This is a genomic window from Enterococcus sp. DIV1682a, from assembly GCF_051711005.1.
GTDB lineage: Bacteria > Bacillota > Bacilli > Lactobacillales > Enterococcaceae > Enterococcus_B > Enterococcus_B hirae.
In genome coordinates, this window is the sequence record NZ_JBIOLT010000001.1 from 1,528,330 (window position 1) to 1,550,368 (window position 22,039).

Annotated in this window: 22 protein-coding genes and 1 riboswitch; of the genes, 9 read left to right on the forward strand and 13 right to left on the reverse strand. The window is 35.2% G+C overall.

The window, feature by feature from the left end; all coding sequences use genetic code 11:
• Window positions 1-108: 108 nt before the first annotated feature.
• From IGJ23_RS06960 to IGJ23_RS06995, 8 genes are all read left to right on the forward strand, one after another.
• A complete protein-coding gene (locus IGJ23_RS06960) occupies window positions 109-1,656 on the forward strand; it encodes a helix-turn-helix domain-containing protein (protein ID WP_438774753.1) in 1,548 nt (515 codons plus the stop codon).
• Window positions 1,657-1,868: 212 nt separating this feature from the next.
• Window positions 1,869-2,432, forward strand: coding sequence for an alkyl hydroperoxide reductase subunit C (gene ahpC / locus IGJ23_RS06965; protein ID WP_010737626.1), 564 nt, complete (start codon window positions 1,869-1,871; stop codon window positions 2,430-2,432).
• An 11-nt stretch (window positions 2,433-2,443) separates the two neighbouring features.
• Entirely contained in the window at window positions 2,444-3,982 is a 1,539-nt protein-coding gene (gene ahpF / locus IGJ23_RS06970) for an alkyl hydroperoxide reductase subunit F (protein ID WP_438774754.1), read from the forward strand.
• Window positions 3,983-4,130: 148 nt separating this feature from the next.
• On the forward strand, window positions 4,131-4,478 hold the full coding sequence (locus IGJ23_RS06975; RefSeq protein ID WP_438774755.1) for a DUF2200 domain-containing protein: 348 nt from the start codon (window positions 4,131-4,133) through the stop codon (window positions 4,476-4,478).
• Window positions 4,479-4,548: 70 nt separating this feature from the next.
• The gene (locus tag IGJ23_RS06980) at window positions 4,549-5,073 is read left to right on the forward strand and encodes a DUF308 domain-containing protein (RefSeq protein ID WP_438774756.1); all 525 of its coding nucleotides are present in this window, start codon (window positions 4,549-4,551) and stop codon (window positions 5,071-5,073) included.
• 246 nt (window positions 5,074-5,319) lie between these two features.
• The gene (locus tag IGJ23_RS06985) at window positions 5,320-6,471 is read left to right on the forward strand and encodes a cation:proton antiporter (protein WP_096709088.1); all 1,152 of its coding nucleotides are present in this window, start codon (window positions 5,320-5,322) and stop codon (window positions 6,469-6,471) included.
• Between the two features lie 71 nt (window positions 6,472-6,542).
• A complete protein-coding gene (locus IGJ23_RS06990; RefSeq protein WP_063627145.1) occupies window positions 6,543-6,995 on the forward strand; it encodes a MarR family transcriptional regulator in 453 nt (150 codons plus the stop codon).
• Window positions 6,996-7,168: 173 nt separating this feature from the next.
• Complete coding sequence (locus IGJ23_RS06995) at window positions 7,169-8,371, forward strand: MFS transporter (protein ID WP_438774757.1); 1,203 nt, start codon at window positions 7,169-7,171, stop codon at window positions 8,369-8,371.
• A 113-nt stretch (window positions 8,372-8,484) separates the two neighbouring features.
• On the opposite strand, the gene pbp4 is transcribed toward IGJ23_RS06995, so the two are convergent.
• The 4 genes from pbp4 to IGJ23_RS07015 form a co-directional block, all read right to left on the reverse strand.
• Window positions 8,485-10,521, reverse strand: coding sequence for a penicillin-binding protein PBP4(5) (gene pbp4 / locus IGJ23_RS07000; protein WP_438774758.1), 2,037 nt, complete (start codon window positions 10,519-10,521; stop codon window positions 8,485-8,487).
• A 121-nt stretch (window positions 10,522-10,642) separates the two neighbouring features.
• Complete coding sequence (locus IGJ23_RS07005; RefSeq protein WP_010737634.1) at window positions 10,643-11,524, reverse strand: LCP family protein; 882 nt, start codon at window positions 11,522-11,524, stop codon at window positions 10,643-10,645.
• Between the two features lie 79 nt (window positions 11,525-11,603).
• Window positions 11,604-12,797, reverse strand: a complete 1,194-nt coding sequence (locus IGJ23_RS07010) for an FtsW/RodA/SpoVE family cell cycle protein (RefSeq protein ID WP_034698076.1) — start codon at window positions 12,795-12,797, stop codon at window positions 11,604-11,606.
• A gap of 113 nt (window positions 12,798-12,910) precedes the next feature.
• Window positions 12,911-13,076, reverse strand: a riboswitch (M-box (ykoK) riboswitch).
• Between the two features lie 458 nt (window positions 13,077-13,534).
• Window positions 13,535-14,149: a flavin reductase family protein gene (locus tag IGJ23_RS07015; RefSeq protein WP_367011265.1), complete on the reverse strand. Its 615-nt coding sequence runs from the start codon at window positions 14,147-14,149 to the stop codon at window positions 13,535-13,537.
• Between the two features lie 228 nt (window positions 14,150-14,377).
• Here IGJ23_RS07015 and IGJ23_RS07020 point away from each other — a divergent pair, with 228 nt between their 5' ends.
• Window positions 14,378-15,148 carry an ankyrin repeat domain-containing protein gene (locus tag IGJ23_RS07020; protein ID WP_438774759.1) on the forward strand — a complete coding sequence of 257 codons (771 nt, stop codon included), beginning with the start codon at window positions 14,378-14,380 and terminating at the stop codon, window positions 15,146-15,148.
• 283 nt (window positions 15,149-15,431) lie between these two features.
• On the opposite strand, the gene IGJ23_RS07025 is transcribed toward IGJ23_RS07020, so the two are convergent.
• From IGJ23_RS07025 to IGJ23_RS07065, 9 genes are all read right to left on the reverse strand, one after another.
• Entirely contained in the window at window positions 15,432-15,905 is a 474-nt protein-coding gene (locus IGJ23_RS07025; protein ID WP_438774760.1) for a YbaK/EbsC family protein, read from the reverse strand.
• Between the two features lie 202 nt (window positions 15,906-16,107).
• Window positions 16,108-17,868 carry a 1-deoxy-D-xylulose-5-phosphate synthase gene (locus IGJ23_RS07030; RefSeq protein ID WP_438774762.1) on the reverse strand — a complete coding sequence of 587 codons (1,761 nt, stop codon included), beginning with the start codon at window positions 17,866-17,868 and terminating at the stop codon, window positions 16,108-16,110.
• A gap of 283 nt (window positions 17,869-18,151) precedes the next feature.
• Window positions 18,152-18,394: a GlsB/YeaQ/YmgE family stress response membrane protein gene (locus IGJ23_RS07035; RefSeq protein WP_010719097.1), complete on the reverse strand. Its 243-nt coding sequence runs from the start codon at window positions 18,392-18,394 to the stop codon at window positions 18,152-18,154.
• A gap of 36 nt (window positions 18,395-18,430) precedes the next feature.
• Window positions 18,431-18,976 (reverse strand): Asp23/Gls24 family envelope stress response protein, encoded by a 546-nt coding sequence (locus IGJ23_RS07040; protein WP_010719096.1) that lies wholly within the window; start codon window positions 18,974-18,976, stop codon window positions 18,431-18,433.
• Between the two features lie 12 nt (window positions 18,977-18,988).
• The gene (locus IGJ23_RS07045) at window positions 18,989-19,177 is read right to left on the reverse strand and encodes a DUF2273 domain-containing protein (protein WP_010719095.1); all 189 of its coding nucleotides are present in this window, start codon (window positions 19,175-19,177) and stop codon (window positions 18,989-18,991) included.
• A gap of 12 nt (window positions 19,178-19,189) precedes the next feature.
• Window positions 19,190-19,753 carry an alkaline shock response membrane anchor protein AmaP gene (gene amaP / locus IGJ23_RS07050; RefSeq protein ID WP_010737641.1) on the reverse strand — a complete coding sequence of 188 codons (564 nt, stop codon included), beginning with the start codon at window positions 19,751-19,753 and terminating at the stop codon, window positions 19,190-19,192.
• A gap of 690 nt (window positions 19,754-20,443) precedes the next feature.
• Window positions 20,444-20,602 carry a cyclic lactone autoinducer peptide gene (locus IGJ23_RS07055; RefSeq protein WP_063627151.1) on the reverse strand — a complete coding sequence of 53 codons (159 nt, stop codon included), beginning with the start codon at window positions 20,600-20,602 and terminating at the stop codon, window positions 20,444-20,446.
• The gene (locus IGJ23_RS07060) at window positions 20,586-21,182 is read right to left on the reverse strand and encodes an accessory gene regulator B family protein (protein ID WP_096710301.1); all 597 of its coding nucleotides are present in this window, start codon (window positions 21,180-21,182) and stop codon (window positions 20,586-20,588) included. Before IGJ23_RS07060 ends, IGJ23_RS07055 begins: the two co-directional genes overlap by 17 nt.
• Window positions 21,183-21,290: 108 nt before the next feature.
• Window positions 21,291-22,037: a LytR/AlgR family response regulator transcription factor gene (locus IGJ23_RS07065; RefSeq protein WP_010719092.1), complete on the reverse strand. Its 747-nt coding sequence runs from the start codon at window positions 22,035-22,037 to the stop codon at window positions 21,291-21,293.
• Between the last annotated feature and the right edge of the window lie 2 nt (window positions 22,038-22,039).

Below are 22,039 nucleotides of genomic sequence, written 5' to 3' on the forward strand. Positions count from 1 at the left end.
GCAATACATAAGATAATACAAACGGCTAAAATATTATTACTGTTTTTTTGTTCAAAATAGCTAATTTTTTAGTAAAATGCTGGATGGAAAATCAAATGGAGGAATAACATGCAAACACAAGAAGCAATCAAAAAGTATCTTTTAAATAAAAAAAGTGTTACCAAGCTCAATATTTTTCTTTTTCTTGCAGAACACCCATTCTTCATTACTACTCACTACCTCGCTGATTATTTTGAGATGTCTGATTCTAATTTTTTGCTTTATCTCCAAGAATTAGAACAGGATTTTATGAAACTTGATTTAGAAGATGTTTCTTTGATCAGGCAAAAGAAATTTGTCCAGTTAGATTTAAAGAATACAGATAGTGCAAAATGTTATTATGAATTATTTGGTAAATACTGTTTAGAATCGACAAATTTTAAAATTTTAACAGCCCTGTTAGAACCAACTGGTCATTCAATTGTTAGCATTAGTCAAACAACAAATTACAGCTCCTCTTATCTTTATTCCAAAATGAAAGCTGTCAATCAGTTCCTGAAATTGTATGGGATTGCATTTAAATTTACAGCTAAAGGAAAAAAAATCGTAGCAGGAACGGAAGTACAGATCCAGTATTGTTTTTTAGATGTTTATTGGAATATTTTTTCAAATACTTCTGTCCCCTATGGTATGGAAACCCCACAATCTATTACGTATGAACTAACAACTTATTTTAAACAAGAATTACTTGATGCCCTAAGTGGAGGGATGAAAGAGAAATTATTTTTACTATTAAAAATCTGTGTAGAGAACTTTCCAGTTACATCGTTGAAGAATGTCCAAAGAGAGTTTAAAGAATATGACTATATTGAATACTTGGTTACTCCAGAATTTGATTTGCTTAACGATCATTTATCTATTTGTCATGAACAGCGGGTTTTAATCAACCTGTTAGCAAGATTAGCGATTTCAAAACTAGAAAGTGACGAGCTTAGCTTTCAACATTACCAAATGTTACTAGAAGCTAATGTTCCTTACATCGTCTACTCTAAAAAGCTAGTGGAGTCTTTTAGCCGACACTTTCATTTAAAAGTACCAGTAAACCAACAAAAACTTTATGCCTTGAACTTTGCTCGAAATAAACTTTTCAGTACTTTTTTGAATCCTGATCAACCCAATACTCCTTTACCTACCTATACTTTATATGAAGGGAAAGAAAATTTTGAGAACTTACAAAATGAGATCAAACAATTCTACGTCACTTTTAGACAAAAAATCAGTAAAGAGCTGCCAGATCTATTGATCAAAGAAAATATGCAATGGATCGTTGAAGACTTACTTCATTTGTATGATCGCTTTAAACCTCAACACTCGATCGTCATAGGTATCAATTACACCAAGGATTTTTATGTGAGTAAAGATTTGATGGTCAAAATCGAGCAGATCTTTTCTTCCGAGTCGATCATCATCCAAAAAAATTATATGGAAGAATGTGATATCATCGTCAGTGACTGTCCCTTAGAGCATCTGCCATCACACATCAAAAAAATCTATTTATTGGACAATTATGTGACACCGCAAGAATGGAAAAAAGTAATTACTCAAATTGCTGGATATATCTTTGAATTAAAACAAGAAAATGATTATACATCTTGCACACCATTTTCTAATAAATGATCCAATGCAGCCGTTCATGGAAAAATAGTCAACGAATCCTACTAGACAAAGGAAGCAGCCACTATTCCCATGTACGGCTTTTTCTATTCTACCTATAAATAACCTCCTATTTTTACGAGACATTCTTAAAATAACCAAAAAACCTTTGACTTTGCAACCGTTATTAAATTATATTAATTATAAATAAAGTAAAATAAATTGGAGGTTTTCATATGTCATTGATTGGAAAAAAAGTTGGAGAATTTACCGCACAAGCTTATAAAAACGGAGAATTTATCGATATCAGCGATGCTAATCTTACTGGTAATTGGAGTATTATTTGCTTTTATCCAGCAGATTTCACTTTCGTATGTCCGACAGAATTAGAGGATTTACAGGAACAATACGATGAATTAAAATCACTAGGTGTCCAAGTCTTTTCTTGTTCAACGGATACCCACTTTACACATAAAGCATGGCATGACTCATCTGAAGCTATCGGAAAAATAGAATATGCCATGATTGGCGACCCTTCTCACCATATTTCTCGTCTATTTGATGTATTGAATGAAGAAAGTGGACTTGCACAAAGAGGAACTTTTATCATAGATCCAGATGGTATCGTACAAGCAATGGAAATCAATGCTGATGGTATTGGACGTGACGCAAGTGCCTTGATTGACAAAATCAAAGCCGCACAATACGTACGTACGCATCCTGGTGAAGTTTGTCCGGCGAAATGGAAAGAAAGTGGTGAAACACTAAAACCTAGTTTCGATCTTGTTGGAAAGATTTAGAGGATGAGCCGATGTTAGATAAGGAAACGAAACAAAATTTAGCTCAGTATCTTGATTTAATGGAAGCACCAGTCGTTTTTTCGGTTAGTACAGATGACACTGCCAATTCCCAACAACTATTCGAGTTTGTGAACGAAGTGGCAGATATGACTGATAAAATTACGGTTGAACAAAAGACGTTGCCACGTACCCCTAGCTTTGAAATCAATTCTTTACAAAAGACTAGCGGGATCACTTTCGCAGGTATTCCTTTAGGCCACGAGTTTGCATCTTTCCTCCTTGCTTTATTACAAGTAAGTGGACGACCACCTAAAATAGCTGATTCTTTGATTCAATCCATTTTAGAAATTAATCAACCTCTACATTTTGAGAGCTATGTCAGTTTAACTTGTCACAACTGCCCTGATGTTGTTCAAGCGTTAAACATTTTAGCGGTTTTAAATCCGTTGATCACCCATACGATGATCGAAGGTGGGATGTATCAGCATGAAATCACTGAAAAACAAATCATGGCCGTGCCAACCGTTTATTTAAACGAAAAAGAATTTGCTAGTGGACGAATGACGATTGAACAAATTTTAGGAAAAATAGCTGGCCCTAATCTAATGGAACAAAAGGAAATCAATACAAAAGAATTATTTGACGTTCTAGTTATCGGTGGTGGTCCAGCAGCAAGCAGCGCAGCGATTTACGCAGTTAGAAAAGGCCTCCGTACTGGACTCGTAACTGATACACTTGGCGGTCAAGTCGTAGAAACGTTAGGCATCGAAAATCTAATCGGTACACCTTACACAGAAGGTCCACGATTGATGAAACAAGTCGAAGAACATTTACGGTCTTATCCTGTTGATGTTATGACAAATCAACAAGTTGTGTCACTAAATAAAGGAGCAGATCTCTTTGAAATCAATTTAAAAAGCGGCAATCAGCTGAAATCAAAAACAACGATTGTTGCAACAGGAGCTCATTGGCGTTCCATCAATGTTCCTGGTGAAAAAGAATTTAAAAACAAAGGAATTGCCTATTGTCCTCATTGCGATGGTCCCCTCTTTGCCGGAAAAGAAATCGCAGTGATTGGTGGCGGAAATTCAGGGATTGAAGCTGCCATTGATTTAGCTGGGTTGGCGAAACATGTATATATTTTAGAGTTTCTTCCGACACTTAAAGCAGACCAAGTATTACAAGATAAACTAGCTACTTTAACAAATGTCACTGTCATTCTAAATGCCCAGACGAAAGAAATCAGTGGTCAGACAAAGGTTGATTCGTTGAGTTATATCGACCGTTCCACCCAGGAAGAACACACAATAGCTGTTTCAGGTGTGTTTATTCTGATTGGTTTGGTTCCTAATACGGATTGGTTAGTTGGAACACTTGAGTTAAATGATCGAGGAGAAATCATCACTGATGCCCATGGTGCTACCAGTGAAGCAGGACTTTACGCTGCTGGTGATTGCACAGATAGTGCTTATAAACAGATCATTATTGCTATGGGATCAGGAGCTACAGCAGCCCTTGGTGCATTTGACTATTTGATGAGAAAAGAATAACTTTGCTACAAATCTCAAAAGGTTAAGACAAGTTTATTCATCAACTTGCCTTAGCCTTTTATTTATTCTTTTTTTACAATTGCGATAAGTACACATTTATTGAACAAACGAATATAATAAAAGAAAACTTATCGCAGGAGGTGCTATCATGAATCAACGAATTTTCACCATGAGTTTCTCAAGTGTCTACCCTCTCTATGTAAAAAAAGCTGAGAAAAAAGGACACTCTCGGTCAGAAGTGGATGAAATCATCCGCTGGTTGACTGGTTATACCAAAGAAGAATTACAAAAACAACTGAAAAATGAAGTAACGTTCCAAGTCTTCTTTGAACAAGCACCCAAACTGAATCCAAACAGACAGTTGATAACTGGGGTGATTTGTGGTGTGCGAGTGGAAACGATCAAAGACCCACTGATGCAGGAAATACGTTATTTAGATAAGCTAATTGATGAACTTGCAAAAGGCAAGAAAATGGATAAAATATTAAGAAGCTAAATAAAAAAACAGGTTTTTGTTTGGTAGAATAACCGTTTACCGTTACAATAGAATAAAAGGAGGTTATGTTATGTTTGAAATGATACGTACTAATTTTCAGCGTTACGCATTGCTAAGGTCAGCCATTTACATCATTGCCGGACTTGCAATTGTGATCAATCCGACAGCTGTATTCCATTTTATTGGCTACCTCATTACAGCGTATTTTGTTTTATTGGGGATTTTGAATCTTTTAGAAGCAAATAAAAACCGAAAACAAACGGGTGCATGGGGATTTGGTTTAATTAGCGGGATTGCCTTTTTTATTCTCGCACTAATCGTGTGGGTCTTTGTAGCAGCAATCGTCTCGCTCTTACCAGTTATCTTAGGTTTAGTTATTATCCTAAAAAGTCTCTTTCAATTATTCGTCGGACTTAACACTCGATCGAAAGGTTGGAGTGCTTATAGTATTCTCTTATTGATTGGTGGTTTGATTTTATTATTCAATCCATTCAAAAGCGTCATGATACTCTTCCAATTATTTGGTGGGCTATTAATTTTCATGGGTATCTCAGAAATCATTACCTATTTCAAAGTGAACAAGAGATATTCATAAGGAAAAAAGAGGTTGCATGTGTATTAGTTTGCTTAACTAGAAGATAGAAAAAGCTAATTTTCTAAAAGCTTTTCATTTCTAAGAGTAAAACTTTCTGAATGCTGCCTCTTTTTATTTGCTCTTAAAAATTTTTCATTTTCGAGTCTCTTTTTGCAGTTTTCTAGATAATCTCTTTTCACCACAAATAAAATAATTAATGTTATTATATATTTGAGACTATTGAATAAAGAAAGGTTTGACTATCTTATGGAGTTTATTGGTATTTTATGTTTAATCCTTGTTGCAACTACAATTGGTTCGCATATTTCGAGAAGATTTGGAATTCCGGCTGTTATTGGACAATTGTTAGTTGGTGTATTACTAGGACAAGCAGGACTTGGCTGGGTTCATCCTAATATTTTAGTTCATGATTTTTCTGAAATTGGTGTCATTTTGCTGATGTTCTTAGCAGGTTTGGAAAGTGATTTATCCTTATTGAAAAAATATTTTAAACCAGGAATGTTTGTAGCACTTTTAGGAATCCTCTTCCCTGTCTTTTTCGGTTGGCTTACCGGTGAGGTGTTTCAGGTAGCGAACAATGAAGCAATCTTTTTTGGAATTATTTTAGCTGCGACTTCTGTTAGTATCTCTGTCGAAGTATTAAAAGAATTGAATGTTGTGAATACGAAGGAAGGATCAACGATTCTAGGTGCCTCTGTTGTTGATGATATTCTGGTTGTTCTAGTGCTAAGCTTCAGTTTATCTTTTTTAACAGGTAAGTCTACGAGCAACCTACCCCTTCCTTTACTCTTGTTGGAACAACTATTCTATTTCTTATTTATCTTTTTATTAGTGAAATGGATCGCTCCATTTTTAATGTCTCTAGCAGAAAAAATCTATGCGAATTCAGCCATTATCATTATGTCATTAGTCATTTGCCTAGGAATGTCTTATTTAGCAGACCTGATTGGGTTAAGTTCAGTAATTGGGGCATTTTTTGCTGGGATTGCAGTGAGTCAAACAAAAGTAAAACATGAAGTTTACAATAATGTTGAAGCTTTAGGATATGCAGTATTCATCCCCGTCTTTTTTGTGAGTGTTGGTTTAGAAGTAGATTTTTCTAACTTTAGTGAACAGATACTATTTATTTTGATTTTGACACTCGTAGCGATTCTGACTAAACTTATTGGCGGATATATTGGAGCAAAATTCTCTGGTTTTTCTTCCAACAGTGCACTCATGGTAGGAGCTGGTATGATTTCTCGTGGTGAAATGGCACTGATTATTTTACAGATCGGACAACAAAGCAACTTGATTGAAAATCACTACTACTCTCCTTTAGTGATCGTTGTTTTGTTAAGTACTCTGATCTCACCTCTGATTCTTAAATATTTCACTAAAAAAGTATACGCCAATTAACTTACTATCTATCAATGAATGTTGTGATGATAATGTCCATTCGTTATACTAGAGAAAAAGGACGGTGAAAAATGGACTCAAGACTTAAATTGATTAGTGAGATGGTCGATCTGACTAACGAGATCACTTGGCGTAATAAACCAAAATTAGAACAAGTACTCGAAGGCTATTCTTTAAATGAGATCGACTTAATCGAAAAAGTAGCATCAATTCCAAATCCAAATGTAACCAAATTAGCAAATGCTAGTTACATGACTCGTGGAGCGATTAGTAAGCTAACTAAAAAAATGATCACTAACGGCTTACTTGAAAGCTATCAGAAACCTGAAAATAAAAAAGAGCGTTACTTTCGCCTGACAGCTGAAGGTCAGCGTATTAACAAAATGCATCAAAAGCTCCATGAAGAATTTCTTAAAGAAAATGAGGTCGTTTTTCAACAAATGACTAAGGAAGAGTTTGATACTGTTTTTCGTTTTATCGGTCGCTTTAGAGAAAATTTAAAAAGAACAAAATTAGAAAAATAAAGTGCATGTGTAATCATCCGTGATCTTAAGATCACGGTTTTTTTTGCTCTCTGCTTCGTTAGATTTCATTCTTCTATCGTAGTATCTCTCTATTTATTGTTGACAAGGAAACAATAAACATATACTATATAAAATGTTTCCTAGGAAACATTTTATAGCTAAGGAGTTTTGATATGAATACAACAATCAACAAACATGCACTCGTTTTTGGTTTCACTTCGGTCTTTTTGATTGGATTAGGGTTAACAATCGTTAATCCGGTCATCCCATTTATGGTAGAGCAATACACAAAAAACACACAGCAACAAGCAACCACGGTGACACTACTCAGTGCGATCTATGCTTTTTCCATGTTTTTAGCCGCCCCTATGTTAGGCGCACTCAGTGATCGGTTTGGTCGGAAAATTATTTTGATCAGTAGTTTGTTTGGCTCTACGATTGGGTACTATTTATTTGGCTTTGGTGGATCTTTATGGATACTTTTTCTTGGTAGAATAATTGAGGGGCTGACCGGCGGCGAAATCTCAGCTATTCTTGCCTATTTTGCTGATTTGACGCCAATTGAAAGTCGAACAAAATATTTTGGATGGATTAGCGCGACTGTTGGGATTGGAACTGCAGCAGGTCCTTTGATTGGTGGGTTCTTGGCACAGTACGGACCAGCAATTCCCTTATACGTTGCCTCCTTTTTGTCTTTGAGTAATGCGGTTTACGGTTATTTTTTCATGCCTGAAAGTTTGACTAAACGTGAACGTACAAGAAATCTTTCTCTTCAGCAAATCAATCCCTTCAAGCAACTCCAATTGGTTTTCACTTTTCGATCAGTCAAATGGTTATTGATCACAGGTTTTTTGATTTGGCTACCCAACGGTTCATTCCAAGCGATTTTTGCTCAATTTTCAATTGATACTTTCCATTTATCGCCAATCATCATCGGTTTTACTTTCTCGTTAATTGGCATTATGGACATTTTTGCTCAACTGTTGATTATGCCGATTTTATTAAAATTTTGGCTAGAAAACCAGATCATCACTATGGGTATTACCAGTGAAATGATTGGTTATTCTGTCATCATCCTTTCCGCTTTTTATAGATCGATCCCCTGCTTTATCATCGGCATGGTCTTTTTCGGGCTAGGTGATGCGATTTTTAGTCCTTCCTATAATGGTTTGATTTCAACGTATGCTAGCAAAGAGGACCAAGGGAAAATCCAAGGGGCTTCACAAAGCATCCAAGCATTAGCTAGAGTGATCGGTCCGATGATTGGTGGTCAACTATATGCTACTTTCCATCATACGATGCCATTCATTATTGGATTCATTTTATTAGGCTTAGCTACTTTTATCGTTAAACCAAAAGTAAAAAGATCATTCTAAAGCATCCCTATATAAAAAAACTAATCGAGTGACTGTAGTATTCTAAATAATTTAGGTTTCCTAGCCCAAATGTAAGTAGTGACTACAGTCATTGATTAGTTTTATTCATTCGTCTATTGATAGTTTTGATTCAAGTATTGGAGCAACTCAGGTGCACGTTTCGTTGCAGAATCATCTTCTGCTTTATCTTCTAACATGCTGATCATGAGATAACCATTTGTATCAGGATTCACAGCAAATAGGAAGCTATTTTCTTGTCCTTTTTCATCTTGTTTTTCTTTGATTTCCGCTGTACCAGTTTTTGCTGCTATTGGTATGCCTAAAGCAGCTAAAGAATGAGCGGTACCATTCGTATCTTGAACAACATCTTTCAAATCTGGCAGAATCGTCTGTACAGCTGTTGAAGCAATGACATTTTGTTTAACTTTCGTTTCTTTATCCATCTCTAATTTTGGATAAACGAGATTTCCATTATTAGCAAAAACAGAATACATCGTTGCTTGTTGGATCGGATTGATCAATAGTTCTCCCTGCCCATAACCAGTATCTGCTAATAAGATTTCTGACTTGAAACTATCCTTATTTGAGATTTGTGCGGGATTCATGCTGATCGGCAAATCTAAGTCTTCCCCAAAAATGAATTTATTTAATCCTTCGCGGAATTTCTTCTCACCCATTTTCAAGGTTTCTTGAGCCATATAGATATTATCTGAATAAATCATTGCGTTTCTCAGATTGACTTGAGGCACATCGCTGACACGAGTAACTTGATACGATCCCCATGATTGGTCTTTTTGCCATTTCAATCCATTGATCGTCAATACTTCTTCTGGATTCAGCGTTTGATTATCTAATCCGATTGCGGCAGTAATCATTTTAAATGTAGATCCGGGAGCGTAACCGGTAGCAAAACGACTAATAAATGGTTGGTCTTTATTTTCAGTATAGGCTTGATAATCTTCTTGGGAGATTCCATTTGTCATTTTGTTTGGATCATAACTTGGAGAGCTCGCTAATACTAACAATTCACCCGTTTTTGGCGAAGTCGCTACTGTTGAACCCGCTTTTCCACCTAAACTATCAAATGCGATTTTTTGAGCATCGGCATCAAGAGTTAATTTGATATCCTGACCATTTTTCACTTCTTGATCGATCAATACTTCTTTTTCTGCCCCATCAGCATCCGTAATACTCAATTTTCCCCCATTGGTGCCACGTAGTTCTTTGTCATAAGTCATTTCCAGACCAGAACGACCAATTTTACCATTACTACTTAATTCAGCATTCTTTTTGATATCTTCTGCTGAGATATCACCAACATAACCAATCAATTGCGCTGCTGCTTCGCCTAACGGATAGGTGCGACCATCAACTTCTTGGATCGCTGCTCCGCTTGGTAATTCGGGGGTTTGTCCATCAATGATTTTTAGAGGAACAAAATAGTCCGGTTGTACCCAACTTTGAGAGATAGCTTGATTGATTTCATCTTCTGAAAGATCGAAAGCTGCAGCAATTGCTTTAATGTTTGCTGTTTTCTCTTCTTTTTCTCCCAGCTTTCTAGGAACGATCCCTAACTGTTTCAATTTGCCCGTCGTTGCTAATTTCTTTCCATTTCGATCAAGGATATCGCCTCTTTTAGCTTCCTCACTAGTCAGACTTACTTTGTCTGTATCTTCCATTTGAGGAAAAATCAAGTTCGGCTGCCAGTTGATTTTGATCTGATCATTTTTATTTGTCAAAGTTCCTTTATATGATAGGTCTTTTAATTCGCCTAAGCTTGTATTCATTTTAGCTTTATAAGAAAAAGAATAGGTTTCACTATCTTTTTTCATCACTTTTAAATTAGAGATTTCCAAGCCTTTTATGGCCACAGCTCCGTAAATGTTTTGGTATTTTTCAAGAGCTTCTTTTTCAGAAATTGTCTTCTTAGTCTGTGAATCAATTTGTGTGTATGACATCGCCTTTTTGTAATCGCCAGTACTCAAACGTTCCGTAAACTGTTGGATCGTTTTTTCTCCTGCTGAAACCACTTGCTCTTCTTGCGTTTTTTGATAGTAAAAATACCCGCCACCAGCCGCAAGAACTAAAACAAGGGCGCTTGTTAGATACACACCAGTCTTGTTCCTACGATGATTGTCACTTCGTTTCATTTTGTCCCTCCGCTCACATTTTCTTATCTTAACTTCTATCCATTTTACCATAAGAAAAGAAGCTAGAACACAACGACAATCGCTTGTTTCTAACTTCTTACACTTTAAATAAAATGTAAATCTATTGGTCTAAAAACTGATTGATTGCTAATTGATTTTTTTCTAAATCAAGTTCTAGTACACTACCAGAAGGTGTGTAATCATTAAAATTCCAACTACCTTCAACTGGTACAGATAACGTATCAATTGGTTTGTCATCTTTTAAGAAATCAATACCACAATCAATTAATACACTTTCAGGTAAATTCGTTTTAATACTTCCCAAGAGTTGACCGATTGCTTTTGGTAATTTAAGGATGGAAGTCACATCTTTTAATTGCTTAGAAATTGCTTTGATCACTTGTTGTTGTCTTCTGATCCGTCCAAAATCTCCTTCAGCATCTTCTCTAAAACGCGCATATTGCAATAAGGTATTCCCATCCATCGTTTGTTCACCTTTTTTGATGTATACACCATCCAAGTCTAAATCTTTCTCAGCATTGATATCTACACCGTTAGGGAATAGCTCATTGACACAATCAATGAAATCTTGGAAGGTGATACTTGCATAATAAGGTGTTTCAAATTTGAAATTTTCTTTCAATGTTTGGTTCAAAAGATCAATCCCGCCATATGAATAAGCTGCGTTGATCTTATCTTGACCATGCCCAGGTATATCTACATAAGAATCACGCATAATCGAAACCAATTTTGCTTTTTTAGTTTTTTGATTATACTGAGCAATCATCAAAGAATCTGAACGTCCATTTTCTTCTTTCGACCGGGCATCAGAGCCAATCAATGCCACATTGATAATCTTAGGAACACTTTTGGCTTCTACTTTTGGTACATCGTCTGCTCGACTCGTTGAAGAATAACCATGAACAAACTCAAAAGAAAAATAGCCGATGACAATGACGACTGCCGTCAATAGACCTAAAATCACTTTTTGAAATGTTTTCATTTTCGATTCCTCTTTCTAACCGAACCTCTTACTTGAAATATAGCCATTTTTTTATTATGATAGTCCAATTGAGAGATTCTTAATTGTTCTTGTTTAACAGTTCAGGTTTCTTGAGTTGTAACCTCTCAACCTGCTTATTTTTCTCTTTCACTTGTCGAGACGAGATATTCAAAGCTAATCCAATAGCAAAAGACAAGATTAAATAGCTTGTTCCTCCGTAGCTGACAAATGGCAATGGTACACCTGTCATTGGAATTAAACCAAGGATGCTTCCAATATTGATACTTGTCTGAACGAGTATCCATGTCCCTACACCAATTAAGATCAAAGTTGCCTGTTGGTTCTTTTGTTTCGTACTCTTTTGGAAGATTCGCATACATAATAAGAAAAGCAAAAACAAAACAAGTAATGCGCCTATCAACCCAAACTCCTCAGCAATGACTGAGAAAATAAAATCTGTTTCGGATTCAGGGAGATAACCTTTTTTAGTAATACTATTCCCCATTCCTCGACCAAATAGGCCACCGTTGTATAGTGCATAGTAAGAGTTACTCATCTGGTATCCTGCACCATGTTCATCTAAAAAAGGATTATGAACCATTGCGATTCGGTCATAAGCGTGTTCAAAAAATGAAGGTAACAAATGATGCTTTTCAAGTAGTAAAACTAAGCCAGCTACTAAGATCAAGCTAGCAATCGCTGCTCCGATAATTATCAGCCCTTTTTTAATGGGAATAGCTGCAGCCCAAAAGATAGCTCCAGCAATAGCTAAAATCATCAGTGCTCCCGCAATTTTAGGTTGAAACAAAACAAGCACGGCGATTCCGCCCACGATCAACACTGGTATATGAAGTTTCTCAGGAACACTGCGGTCATTTCTAAAAAAACGACTTAAATATAAAATCAAAAAAATGGTTGCGATTTCTGACGGTTGAAACTGGATTCCAGCGATTGAAACCCACCGCTGGGCACCATTAACTGTTACAGCAAAAATCCCGAGTTTCATCATCGCTAATAATAAGCCCGATACAATCAATCCAGCTTTTATTATTCTTGGTTTCAGTAGAACTTGTAATCTGATGGAATAGGTCAATACAATTACGCCCCAACTAAGAATAATAAACAAAAATTGCCGAATAAATAAGCTTTTAGGATCACTTCCTGCTACCAATAAACGATAGGAACTAGCACTATATATCTCTAAAAGACCGACAATTGACAAAGCCAAATAAGGGCCTAAAATCAACCAGTCGATCTTTCTGTTTTTCCACATCGCATATCCCCCTCCTCTTACACAAGTTAGGCGAACACGAGCAGTTAAATATAGAATCAGTTATAGAATATAAGAAAAGGTCAGAAACCTTTTCGAACAAGAATTCTGACCTAGCATCATCTCATCGTCCGAGTTTTAGCACTATACAACGTAAAGAAACACTCTTAGCTATTTGAAAAAGCCTTAATCCGACAATTCCTGTTTGACTCATTGGCGTCTTTCGACGTTTCTGAGCAATAGCATATGTTTGTATAGGAGCCTCACCTAACAAGGTTATTACTATTTTTATTTTTTACAGAGTTAATAGTAAGCTTCTTTAACTATTTTAGCAATCATTTATTTGATAAAAAAACAAAATTAATCAATCTTTAATATATTTCCCCTTTTTAGGAAGTCGTTTAGTATGAAAATACCTTGCTGACTTGATTGATTTTTCTGTTTTATTTTTCTCTTTTTCACTTTTCGGAATAAATTTTCAAGTTATCTTAACATTTACATACCAGTTTATTCATGCATTAAAAAGTCTCATATTTGCCTTTTTACTTGCCTATTTTAAATAAAATTTTAAATCATTCGGTTTACCTAAAAAAACTTTATTGTTTTTTATAACTAAAAAATGTTTTAGCTAAATTTTATTTCTTACTCCATTCATGAAAGAAATGAACTTACGCCAATATTATAATAATATTTTTAGGATTATACATCCTCTAAAAATAACATATTTATCGTCATGTGGTTCACTTTGGCCTAGGAATGGTAAAGATTTTCCCTAAGGTTGCATAATCATTCCCTGCTAATCGACTAACTGGTTGTAGTTTCTTGGGATCGATCTTCCCAGATACTGGATCATATACCTCTTCATTTAATTGATACGTATGGATTTTTAATAAAAAAAGATCGGCAGTAACTTCTTGCTCATTTTTAATTTCGAGATGGTCATATAAATCCGTTTCAAAAACAATTTTTGACTCATTGATTGGTGGAATTGAACCATTCCTATTTGTTTTCGTAGTCAAGTTAGTCAAGGTTAGTTCACTTTCTTCTTGCGGAAGAGTCGCTGCTGTTTTATTGACCTCCACCACATTTTGCTCATCTAAAACTTGGATAATTGCTTCTTTCCTTGTTAAGATATTTTTAGCAGTATCTTTCATCTGCTCATTCTTTCTTTGGACAGCTAATGAAACGATGGGTGGATTTGAACTAACGATATTAAAATAGCTGAATGGCGCAATGTTTAAGTTCCCTTTCTCAGTTAATGTTGAAACAACAGCTACTGGTCTGGGAATAATTGAACCAATCAGTAATTTATAATTTTCTCTTTCTGTTAATTGAGATGACAAACGTGTAAACATCTACTCCCCTACTTTCATTTGACAGAATCAAAAGCTGTTCTCCTGTCTAGATTTAGTCAGACACTATTTTTTACTATCTATCATTGTTCTTTTTTTGTCAAGAATCCGTCTTGGAAGCGTTGCTTATTACGTTTTTGCCTCTATATAAAGAGTTGTGCATTGTTTAGCAAGTATTTATTTTGCTGTTTATGGCTATTTCAACTAAAATAATATGGAGGAGGCGTTTTCATGAAACCTTATTCAATCCTATGGTTATTCCCTACGTTATTGGTATTTGCAGGATGTGCCGATCATTCCTCTCAATCAAATGGTACTAATACTAGCACGAATTCGATTGTTTTGGATTCTACAACTTCTGCGCCTTTACCAACTAATCCCAACCATCCATCAAAGGAGGAAACACCAATGACAATTGCTCCAGGTCGCTTGTTACAAGCTGTTAGTGCAGAGGATTTAAATCTAGTTCAAACGCTGTTAGACCAATCAACTGCGATGATTGATGAACAAAATGAAAAAGGAGAATCCCCATTATTGATTGCTGTCCACCATAATATGATCGATATTGCAAAAATCCTCGTTGATCACGGTGCGAACATCAACTTACAAGATCATATTCAAGATAGCCCTTACTTATATGCTGGCGCACAAGGAAAAACTGAGATTCTTGCTTATATGCTTGAAAATAGTGAACCTGATCAGTCGATCGTTAACCGTTTTGGTGGTAATGCATTGATACCAGCTGCCGAAAAAGGACATTTAGCCAACGTCAAACTTTTGCTAACTGATGGTCGTGTTGATATTGACCATCAAAATCATTATGGCTATACTGCCTTGATTGAAGCTGTGGCTTTGCGAGATGGTTCAAAGATCTACCAAGACATCGTCCGAGAATTATTGGCTCATGGTGCAAATAAAGAATTGCGTGATAATCAAGGAAAAACTGCCGAAGATTATGCCAGAGAATTAGGATATGATCAACTATTATCTCAATTAACTTGATTACAGGCTAAAAAATAATTTCCAAATAAAAAAGCTGATGATCGATGTTTTATAACAAAATGACACTTTTGTTTATAGCTTAGACATTTGCTTTTTTGTTTTACTTTCACGATCGTCTCATCGTTTTTGTCTGAACCATGTTCGGTTTACTTTCTGATCAGCTAAGCTTTTTGGTATGGAACGTCACATCTGCGCCTTTACTCATACGCAGTTTTTCTATCACGAAACCTTCGTTAAACAAAAGATTTCACTTAAGATGAACCTGTTTCATTATGGTTACAGGTCACTCCACTGCTGGTAATACATACGTTTTTATTTCTAATACTTGAATGATATTATCTAAATCTGCCACTTTGACTACCATGGTTTGATCAGGTCTACCAGGTGCAAATACTAATTTTTCCTGAGCGAATATTTCTTCATCAATAATGACAGGAACAGATGATTCATAACCAAATGGTGAAACAGCACCTGGCTTTTGTCCCGTTTCCGCTTCCATTTCTTCAGCCGTAACAACTGACACTCTTTTACCAATCAGTTTGCTTAATTTTTTAAAGTCGCTTCTTTTAGTCGTGAAGGTTAAAAAAATATAGCAATTGTTTTGTTTATCTTTTAGATACAAGCTCTTCGTCTCAGTACCACTAAACCCTTGTTCCTCTTTTACAACTAACGCATCCTCATTGGTAAAAATTGGGCGATGGCGATAAAGTTCAAACGCAATCTGGTTTTGTGTAAATATTTCTTGCAAATCAATCAAATAAAAAACCTCCTTAACAATAGATTATTTCTTTACTTTTCTATTTTATGGGATTTTTATCGATAAAAGCAATGTTTATTTCATTACTCGTTCGGTTTATCCCTAACTTTGTTTACATAATATAAATATGGTTTATTTAAGTCGGATTTCTTAAAAAAACAGAGTAAATTCGTTTGATATCACGAATTTACTCTATTTTTTTCTATTGATTTAAACTGCTAAGACTATCTGCTACGATTTGTTTTGGTGTCAAATGATAACGTTCATACAATGTTTGAACAGGTACACTATCAGTAAACTCTTTTTGAGAACCAAAGTTTAGAACTTGGATTGCTGAATCTCCATAATAACGACTGATTTTTTCACCAAATCCGCCCGAAAGACTACCATCTTCTAAAGTGATAATCAATTGGTGATTTTCTTTTAATTCTTCTAAAGTTTCATGATCAAGTTCGGTGATCGTTCCAGGGTTAATCAATGTGCCTGAAATCCCCTGATTCGCAAATTCTTCTAAAGCTTGTTTACCTAATTCAAGGAAGCCACCTAGTGCTAAGATCGCAACTTTATCTCCAGCAACCAGACGTTGGTATCTTGGAATAGCGTAGTCTTCTGCGATCGCTTCACCAGATGTCACACCATGAGCAGGGATTCTAATAGCAACCGGTGAATCGGTTTGTGATAAACTCCAATCCAACATCGATAGTAAGTCTTCCTTCGTAGCTGGCGCTAGATATTTAATATTAGGAATACTTGAAAGATAAGGAATATCAAAAGTCCCTTGGTGAGTACGATCACTTCCTGAGATGCTTGCTCCTCCAATTAGAATGACTACTGGATTTTCGTTGATCGCTAAATCATGAGATAATTGATCATATGCTCGTTGTAAAAACACACTTGAATGGAATACCACAGGTCGAATCCCTTGAGATGCTAAAGCAGAAGCAAATGTGATCGAATGTTGTTCTGCAATCCCCACATCAAAGTAGTGTTCTGGATGTTTTTTTTGAAATTCCTTTAAGCCAAACATTCCTGGAATCGCAGCATTCACAGCCACGATAGGCGTTGCACTTGTTTTCGTTTTTTCATCAAGATAGTTCATAATTATTTGATTAAAACTTTCACTAGTAGGAGCATTTTTCGCTTCGCCTGTTTCTAAATCAAACGGTACATGCCAATGATATTTCATTTTGTTTTCGACGGCTGGCTCATAGCCATGACCTTTTTCGGTGTGAACATGTAAAACGATTGGATGGTCAATGTCTTTAATTTCTCTGAAAACCTCAATTACTGTTTCTAAATCATTACCATCCGCAATGTAGCGATAATCATACCCCATCGCTTTAAATAAATTATCATTACTTGTCCCATTGCTTTCACGAAGCTCTGCTAAATGACGATATAAACTTCCCTGATTCTCATCAATGGACATTTCATTGTCATTCACTAAAACGATCAAATTAGAATTGATTGTTCCACCATTATTCAAACCTTCAAAAGCTAAGCCTCCACTTAAGGAACCATCCCCGATAAAAGCAATGATATTTCCTTTCTCCTGTTTCAAATCACGGGCTTTTGCAAGACCGACCGCTAAACTGATCGAAGTTGAAGTATGCCCCACAGTAAAATAATCATGTTCACTTTCATGTTGATTGGAATAGCCACTAATTTCGTGGTAGCTTCCCTCCTCAAATCCATTTTTACGACCAGTTAATAACTTATGTCCATAAGATTGATGGGAAACGTCCCAAACAATTTTATCCTTGGGCGAGTCAAACACATGGTGGAAAGCAATTGTTAATTCCACGACACCCAAATTTGGGCCGACATGTCCTCCGATCGCACTATTTTTTTGTAAAATCTTTTCTCTCATTTCTGTAGCTAATTCAGACATTTCGTCTATCGTTAGTTTTTTTACCTCTGTTGGACCATTGATTTGGTCTAAGATGTTTGTCTTTATACTCACTATTCTCTCTCCTTTTGCAATAACATGTCCGAAAAGAATAACTCATTTCGGTCTTACTAATTGTTACCACAAAAGATATTGTACTACTTGGAGTCAACTCTAAGTCAAGAGGATTTTGAGTAAAACTTCACAATAACAATGATATTTTTATTCTAAACAGCTTACCACGAATAAACTTTACTAACTGGACCGAATTTTTTTAATGTAGATAAAAAAAGCTGAGACAATAATTGTCTCAGCTTCTGATTTTATTTATGATCGATCAAATGATCCGATCAATTTCTTATAGTTTACGAGCAAAGAATGATACGACCAATACAAGAATGATTGCACCAATCAATGATGGAACGATTGCCATGCCCCCGATACTTGGTCCCCAAGTGCCAAGTAAAGCTTGTCCGATCGCTGATCCAACTAGACCTGCGACTACGTTAGCAATGATTCCCATTGAAGAACCTTTATTTGTAATAGCCCCTGCAATTGCTCCGATAATACCACCGACGATTAATGACCAAATAAATCCCATTTTAATTTCCTCCTAATTTCTTTTACTAACAATCAATTACTGAACACGTGGTTCAGTGTTTTCTTTCACTTTTTGTGTTCCTTTATTCATAGCTGCTTTTGCTTTATCTGTTTGTTTTGAAGCAAATTGACCAGTTGATTTAGCAGCATCTGTCACTTTGTCTTGGACAGTTTCTTGATCTTTTGCATATTCTTCTTGTGTTTTGATATCAACTACATTCACATTCACTTCGATTACATCTAAATGTGTCATATCATTCACTTCACGGCTGATCAAGTCTTTAATTTGATCATAGATATTTTCAATATCTTTTCCGTATTCTACAACTACATCTAAGTCAACAGCTACTTGTTTTTTACCAACTTCTGCATTGATTCCTGCTGTGACATTATCCGTGTTCACTAATTTTTCAGCAATGTTTGAGAAGAAACCGCCATCTAATGTTAATAAACCATCAACATCTTTCAAAGCATAACCGATGATTTTTTGAATTACTTTATCTTCGTAAGTTAATTCTCCACGTGAAATATGGTTATTCTCAGATGTCATTGTATTTGTGTTTTTGATTTCTTTGTTTTCCATGTCCAGTTCCTCCTAAGATTTAAAAAATTGATCAAATATTTTTGTTTCTTTCAAATAAAAACCAATGCCTGCACCTATAGCAGTCATGATTAATATTAGAAGTGTTTTAAAAAATCCAACTGTTATCCATAAAACAGCTAACAGTAAGCCAAGTCCCCCGAAGATAATAGGGAGCTTGTACGCTGAAAATATCTCTTTCATGATGGGCCCCTCCTATTCTACTCGAGCGTGCTTGTGTGCATTACTGTCGTAATCTTCAAATCCACTATAAGTAACAGCTACAGCGATGTTTTGTTCAGTACCAAGTACTCGTGCCACTTGTTGTTCAATGTCACGCATCAATTCTCCTGTTTTACCAATTAAAGAGGATGTTCGTTTTAAATCCCCTTTTACATGGACATTGATTTTATTTTTTGTTGAGCGTACTCGAACTTTTGGTGAACCAACAAATTCTTCTTCATGTAATTGTGATCGCACAAGCCCTTCGATTGCTTTCTTGTCTAAAGTCAGTTTTCCATCTTTTTGTTTTAAAACAAACGTTCCTTTGGATTTTGGATAGAAAAGAACAACTAATAACAAAATAAGCACAAGTATAGCAAAAACGACAGCTGTCCAAAATAGATATTGTTGCACGTAGTAGTTCGTTATGACAAAAAATCGAAAACGTTCCAACTGTTCTGGCATCATATACGGTGCGTTGATCAACGCAATCCCTAAAAGCACCGTCAGCAAGAATAAACTTGCAAGAATACCAACGATCTTCCACCCTTTATTCATTCTCCACCTCCTACTTCTAATTGACCGTGATCACACATGTTATTTACAAGATTTAATAGAAAGCGCTACCATGACATGCTAATACTAATAGCCTTTTTTCACTTTCTATGACAATCATTCATAAATAACGTTTCCCTCCAATAGACTGTGTTGCCTTTTTTCTATTGGGTATATTTAAAGGATAGTAGTCTACATTAAAAAATGCAAAGATAATGCTCAGTTATTATTACAAAAAACTATCAGTTGCTATGAAAATTTTCTAATATTTATCGTTTCCTACTCTCTTTCTTCTTTCTTATCTGTAAAAAACAGATAAAATTTCTTTCCAAATATCTTTTAAATGAATTATACTTAAGTAAAGATCATTTGAAGAAATGGAACGCTTTAGCCATGTTTTTGAAAAAAGGGGTGTTGTGAGATTATGGTAAAGAAAATAATTTATGCTCTAATAACTACCTTAATTTATTTAATCGTTTCTAATGCAGGGAATTTATTTTTTGGAGTTTCAAAAGAATTTAGTTGGACAACGACATTATGGGAATCTTTTTTCTTTTTTATATTTGTTTTGCTCTTACAAAATTATCGAAAAAAATAAGTCTTAGGGTCAAAATAGCAACTACTATTTTTGATCCTAAGACTTATTTCGTATGATGAATTCTTTTTATTCCACTAGTATTTCGATTTCCAAGTTTATTTTTCGATTTGTTTCAATGCCTCAGGTACTTTTGGTTCATAAATAATTCCTGTACACATTGTTCCTTTACCTATAGCTTCTGTAGCAACGGCAATAGCAACGGTTGCTAAAATTTGCATATATTTTAATTTTCTTGAGCTAATTTTTTTTAACATTTTCTTCATCCTTTCTTTTTTGAACAAACATTAAAAGGGTTGAGATCATCATGCCTAACAACAGTAAGGTACGAATACGGTTACTTGATTGAATCCCACCAAAAATAGTTAGGAACAAACTGACCACTATCATCTGGCTCTTTCCATTTAGCAATGAACTTTTCGCCGATTTTTGTGCGATCACTATCCCTTTGAACCACAAGATCAAGCAAATCATGAGACTGCAGATCACAAAGCTGGCTCTTGTGACATCTACAGCAAAAGTAGTAACTAGATATGGTAATAAGACAAAGAAAAATAGACTTAAGACCGTACATACATTACTATCTCTTGCATGAAAACTTTTTGTTGTTCTTCTCATTAGTGTAAATGCCAAATGGGTAGTCAAAACCGGCAGAATAATATGAAGACACCCAGCTAAACAGTAGATAAAAAATATCTTTGAACTAATTACCAGAAGAACAGCTAATCCATATTCCATTTTTGCCAAGTCAATTTCTGACAATTGTAATTGTCTTCCTATCCGCTTACTAATTGTTTTTGAAACTTTTTCTTCTAAAGATATAGATTCTTCCGACATTTGATCCGCTCCTTTTCATCTATATTATATTTGTTTTTTTATAAGATAGTTGGTTTTATCAAAAGTGAACGTTATTTGATCAAAAGTGCGGAATACCTGGAGATGTAATCAACAACTGGTTAATTTCTTGAACTGATTTACTACTTTTTTTAAATGACGAGTAGAAACTAAACATTTTGCTCCATTGGACATAGTGATCACTCGTTCTTTTTTATTGATTTCTTTCACATTCATCAGATTAACTACGTAAGATTGATGGCAACGACAAAATACCTCATACATACTTTCTACTTCTTTGATCTTCCCTATATACTCAATTCTGCGGTTATCTAAATAGACGATCAATTTATGGGGTGTTGGACTAGATTCAAAATAAAATATTTCATCGACATATAACTTTACATCAACTGGACCATTCTTAATCCAAATTTGGGGTCTAGTTTCCAGATTTGTATTCAAATAGCGTTCAATTGCGACGTCAATACATTCCGTCACTCTCTTTTGAAAAGTATCCATATTATCTTTGACAATGTAATCTAATGCTTCTACTTTGTATAAAAAAGTTAAATAGACTAAATCTGTATAAGTTGTCACAAAAATGATTTTTGCTGTTGGGTCGTAATCTCTGATTTTTTTTGCTAACTCGATCCCATTTAAATCCGTTTTTAGATCAATATCCAAAAAATAGATTCCTTCTGTTTTATGTTTTGAAATAAACGACAAGATCATCATTGGATCATCCGTAGCAAATTGGAATTGAACATCATAGTCTTTCATCAATAAATAATTTGTAATCATTCGAGTAAGCTTATTACGATGAGCAATTTCATCATCACAAACAAATATTTTTAACATTA

Coding starts and splice junctions, on each gene's coding strand:
- amaP (WP_010737641.1), bottom strand. CDS start 19,753: ATGAATAAAGGGTGGAAGATCGTTGGTATTCTTGCAAGTTTATTCTTG.
- IGJ23_RS07035 (WP_010719097.1), bottom strand. CDS start 18,394: ATGGGATTTATTTGGTCATTAATCGTCGGTGGTATTATCGGAGCAATT.
- IGJ23_RS07010 (WP_034698076.1), bottom strand. CDS start 12,797: ATGTGGAAAAACAGAAAGATCGACTGGTTGATTTTAGGCCCTTATTTG.
- IGJ23_RS06985 (WP_096709088.1), top strand. CDS start 5,320: ATGGAGTTTATTGGTATTTTATGTTTAATCCTTGTTGCAACTACAATT.
- IGJ23_RS07020 (WP_438774759.1), top strand. CDS start 14,378: ATGAAACCTTATTCAATCCTATGGTTATTCCCTACGTTATTGGTATTT.
- IGJ23_RS07015 (WP_367011265.1), bottom strand. CDS start 14,149: ATGTTTACACGTTTGTCATCTCAATTAACAGAAAGAGAAAATTATAAA.
- IGJ23_RS07005 (WP_010737634.1), bottom strand. CDS start 11,524: ATGAAAACATTTCAAAAAGTGATTTTAGGTCTATTGACGGCAGTCGTC.
- IGJ23_RS06980 (WP_438774756.1), top strand. CDS start 4,549: ATGTTTGAAATGATACGTACTAATTTTCAGCGTTACGCATTGCTAAGG.
- IGJ23_RS07065 (WP_010719092.1), bottom strand. CDS start 22,037: ATGTTAAAAATATTTGTTTGTGATGATGAAATTGCTCATCGTAATAAG.
- IGJ23_RS06995 (WP_438774757.1), top strand. CDS start 7,169: ATGAATACAACAATCAACAAACATGCACTCGTTTTTGGTTTCACTTCG.
- IGJ23_RS06975 (WP_438774755.1), top strand. CDS start 4,131: ATGAATCAACGAATTTTCACCATGAGTTTCTCAAGTGTCTACCCTCTC.
- ahpC (WP_010737626.1), top strand. CDS start 1,869: ATGTCATTGATTGGAAAAAAAGTTGGAGAATTTACCGCACAAGCTTAT.
- IGJ23_RS07040 (WP_010719096.1), bottom strand. CDS start 18,976: ATGGAAAACAAAGAAATCAAAAACACAAATACAATGACATCTGAGAAT.
- IGJ23_RS07055 (WP_063627151.1), bottom strand. CDS start 20,602: ATGTTAAAAAAAATTAGCTCAAGAAAATTAAAATATATGCAAATTTTA.
- IGJ23_RS06960 (WP_438774753.1), top strand. CDS start 109: ATGCAAACACAAGAAGCAATCAAAAAGTATCTTTTAAATAAAAAAAGT.
- IGJ23_RS07060 (WP_096710301.1), bottom strand. CDS start 21,182: ATGTCGGAAGAATCTATATCTTTAGAAGAAAAAGTTTCAAAAACAATT.
- IGJ23_RS06990 (WP_063627145.1), top strand. CDS start 6,543: ATGGACTCAAGACTTAAATTGATTAGTGAGATGGTCGATCTGACTAAC.
- pbp4 (WP_438774758.1), bottom strand. CDS start 10,521: ATGAAACGAAGTGACAATCATCGTAGGAACAAGACTGGTGTGTATCTA.
- IGJ23_RS07045 (WP_010719095.1), bottom strand. CDS start 19,177: ATGAAAGAGATATTTTCAGCGTACAAGCTCCCTATTATCTTCGGGGGA.
- ahpF (WP_438774754.1), top strand. CDS start 2,444: ATGTTAGATAAGGAAACGAAACAAAATTTAGCTCAGTATCTTGATTTA.